This window comes from Actinomyces sp. MRS3W, from assembly GCF_032465695.1.
Taxonomy (GTDB): Bacteria; Actinomycetota; Actinomycetes; order Actinomycetales; family Actinomycetaceae; genus Actinomyces.
Genome location: NZ_JAWDJJ010000268.1, coordinates 1 through 3,244, shown reverse-complemented (window position 1 = coordinate 3,244; position 3,244 = coordinate 1). Strand labels below are relative to the sequence as shown.

The following is a 3,244-nucleotide window of genomic DNA, read 5'->3' as shown; positions in this document are numbered from 1 at the left end:
GTGCAGGCAGGCACAACCGCCACGAACTGACCCACCACCGCCAGCGCATCCACCACGATGAGCAGAGCGATCAGCCCGGCACCATGCACGGCGTCGGCCAGGGCCAGCAGCGTGATCCCGCAGGCGGCCAGCCCCGTACCGCCAAGAATCCAGGCATAGGCCAGGTGGTCGCCCCGCCGTCTGGCCCCCAGCAGCGCCGTCACCGCCCACGCGAGCGCCAATACCGCCGCAAGCCAGATCGGCAGTGCCGCCTGCCCTCCGGCCGACGGCTGGGCGACCTCGGTCATGAGGGCGGGCCCCAGGCAGAGCGCGGCCAGCCCCAAGGGCAGCGCCTGGACCAGTTCCAGCAGCAGGCCGGCAATAACGGTGCGACGCACACGCGCAATCGACAGGTCGCCGCGGCCGATCGGGTGCTGCTCGCCCAACGTCCCGGTGTCCATCATGACCCAGTCGATGCCGACCGCGGCCTCCAGACTCCCGAGCATCCGCCGCAGCGCCACGTAGGCGGCCTCCACGCGTCCCTGAGCTGCATACCAGTGCGGGGTCTCCGGCAGCGTCAGCGCGAGCAGCAGCGAGACCACCGCGCCCAGCACAACCACCATCCATGCGGCAATCGCCCCCTGCCCGGCACCAAGCAGCCCGCCTAGCCCTCCGGCCAGAATCGCCAGCGCCGCACCCGCGGGCGCGGTGGCGCGCACCCGCGGCATGAGTCGACGGTGCCCATGCTCGGCGAGCTCATGGGCGAGCTTGGGAACGACGACAGCATAACCGCCCAGCCCCAAGCCCACGGTGCCGATGCCGACCAGCCGCAAGAGCTGCACCTCGGCCGCGGCGGCGCCGGCACCAAGCACAACCAGCAGGGCGCAGCCGAGAAAGGCCGGGCGGCGCCCGAACGCGTGGGAGACGAAGTCCGCTCCGGGGGCGCCGATGAGCGCCCCGAGCGGCAGCGCGGATAGCAGGAGCAGCACCGACGGCAGCGCCTCAAGGGCGGTGGCGCCCTGCATGGTGAGCGCGGCCCGGGCGGCGGAGTCGAGCGCCAAGGCGGTGCCGGTCGCACCCCAGGCCGCCCCCTCGGTCATACCGGAGCTGACGAGCAGGGCCCGCAGACGTCTTTGCGCCGGGGTGTGTGCAACCCTCATCATGAATTGTCTTCCTGCCGGGATAGACCGCGTCCCGGGCCACGACGCCCGGGGTATGCGACCATGGGCCCCGTTCGGTGGGGCGCACGAGTCTTAGGATGCCTTTGTGCTGACAATGCTGTCTACCCCTTCGTGGCTCATCCTCATCGTCGCTGCCGCCTCGATCGGACTGGCCAAGACCGCCCTCCCCGGCGCGGCCACACTGGCCGTGGCCCTGTTCGCCACGGTGCTGCCAGCCAAGGAGTCCACCGGCACCATGCTCATCCTGCTGCTCGTCGGGGACGTTTTGGCCATCATTATGTACCGCCGCGACGCCGACTGGGCGACATTGCGGCGACTCGTCCCCGGGGTGCTCGCCGGCGTGGTGCTGGGAGCGCTCTTCCTGCGCGTGGCTTCCGACACGGCGACCAAGCGATTCATCGGCATCCTGCTCATCGCCCTCATCATCATCACCCTCGTGCTCATGCGCCTGCCCCGGCCGCCGCAGATCCAGGGGCGGGTGGGGCGCGCCGTCTACGGCACCCTGGCGGGGTTCACGACCATGGCGGCGAACGCGGGCGGCCCGGTCACCACCATGTACTTCCTCGCCTCCCGCTTCTCGGTGACCACATTCCTGGGGACCACCGCGTGGTTCTACTGCATCGTCAATCTGGTCAAACTGCCCTTCTCGATCGGCCTGGGCATTATCCGCACGGACACCCTGGGGGTGGACCTGGTGCTCGTGCCGGTGGTGGTGGCGGCGGCCTTCGCCGGCCGCTGGCTGGCCAGCCGCATGAACAACAAGATCTTCGACCCCCTGGTCACCGTGCTCACCGTCATCTCCGCGGCCTACCTGCTGGTGTGAGGCAGCCTCCAGCGAGCGCGCGGCCGGTTGAGTAAGAGCGGCCGGAAACTCGCCTATCCTGGGGTGGCCCTGCAAGGACGCCCCGAGGAGGAACCGTGTCACCCACCCCGCGTCCCGCATCGACCCATGCGACCCAACAGGATGTTGCAGCCGCCGCCGGCGTCTCGCGCGGTCTGGTTTCTTTAGCACTCAAGGGCGAGGGCCGCATGTCGGAGGAGACCCGACGGCGCATTCTCGACGCCGCCGCCAAACTCGACTACCACCCCCATGCCGCGGCCGCGGAACTCGCCGCCCGACACTCCCAGCGGCTCGCCGTCGTCGTTCCGTATCTGGACAATCCCTTCTTCGACCTGCTGTTGCGTGCCCTGCGGCGGCGGGCCAAGCAAGCCGGATACACCCTCGTCGCGCTCGTCTCCGACCTCGCCGACGACCTGGAGAGTTCCACGATCGACGACGTGCTGTCGCTGCGCCCGGCGGGCCTCATCCTGCCGGGGACCTCCATGACAACGAAGGAGCTGCAGGATCTCGGTGCACGCGTCCGGCTGTGCGTCATCGACCGTACCCTGCCGGAGTCGGCCGGCATTGCCACGGTCCGGCTCGATGAGGCCGACGCCGCCCGGTTAACCGTGGAGCACCTCGCCTCCCAGGGGTATGAGCGCCTGGTTTTCCTCTCCCCCGCCCTCCGGCTGCAGGAGACGATTCTGGGCGAGCGTGTTAAGGAATGCCGCGCCGCCGCCGCGGCCGCCGGACTCGGCTTCGCCGAAGTCAATGCCGACGCCGGAGTCAAGGCGGCCATCTCGCAGGCACTGGCCACGGGCACCGGCCCGCTCGGCCTCATTGCCTACAACGACCTGTTGGCCATCGACGCCGTCGCCGCCGGGCTCAGCCTGGGGCTGAGGATCCCCGCGGATTTGGGGATCTCCTCCTATGACAACACCTCCCTGGCGGAACGCGCCGAGCTGCGCATCACCAGCATCGATCAGCACCCGGACATGTTGGCGACCGGCGCCCTCGAGGCGCTGCTGGCACCGGGGACCGGCTCCGTCTTCCACCGGGTCGTGCCGGCGCAGCTGGTGGCGCGCTCCTCGACGGCCCGCCGCTGAAGCGCGCTGGCACCTCCCGACGCACGCTGCCGCACGCCGAGGCGTCCCGTGCACCCCGCCAGGACCGGCGCATCCGCTGCGTCCGCCTCCCCACCGACACCCTCACCCGACGCCCCGCCAGGACCGGCACATCCCGCTTCACACTCGCGCTTCCCGGC

At 70.4% G+C, this 3,244-nt stretch carries 3 protein-coding genes; 2 read left to right on the top strand and 1 reads right to left on the bottom strand.

The features are described 5' to 3' along the window. On the bottom strand, positions 1 to 1,142 hold a 1,142-nt coding region (locus RWX45_RS10380), incomplete at its 3' end, for an MFS transporter (RefSeq protein WP_316023648.1). A 103-nt stretch (positions 1,143 to 1,245) separates the two neighbouring features. Between RWX45_RS10380 and RWX45_RS10375 the strand changes: the two genes are divergently transcribed. Both RWX45_RS10375 and RWX45_RS10370 read left to right on the top strand, forming a co-directional pair. Next, entirely contained in the window at positions 1,246 to 1,983 is a 738-nt protein-coding gene (locus tag RWX45_RS10375; protein ID WP_316023647.1) for a sulfite exporter TauE/SafE family protein, read from the top strand. A 95-nt stretch (positions 1,984 to 2,078) separates the two neighbouring features. Further along, positions 2,079 to 3,086 (top strand): LacI family DNA-binding transcriptional regulator, encoded by a 1,008-nt coding sequence (locus RWX45_RS10370; RefSeq protein WP_316023646.1) that lies wholly within the window; start codon positions 2,079 to 2,081, stop codon positions 3,084 to 3,086. The last annotated feature ends 158 nt before the right edge of the window (positions 3,087 to 3,244 follow it).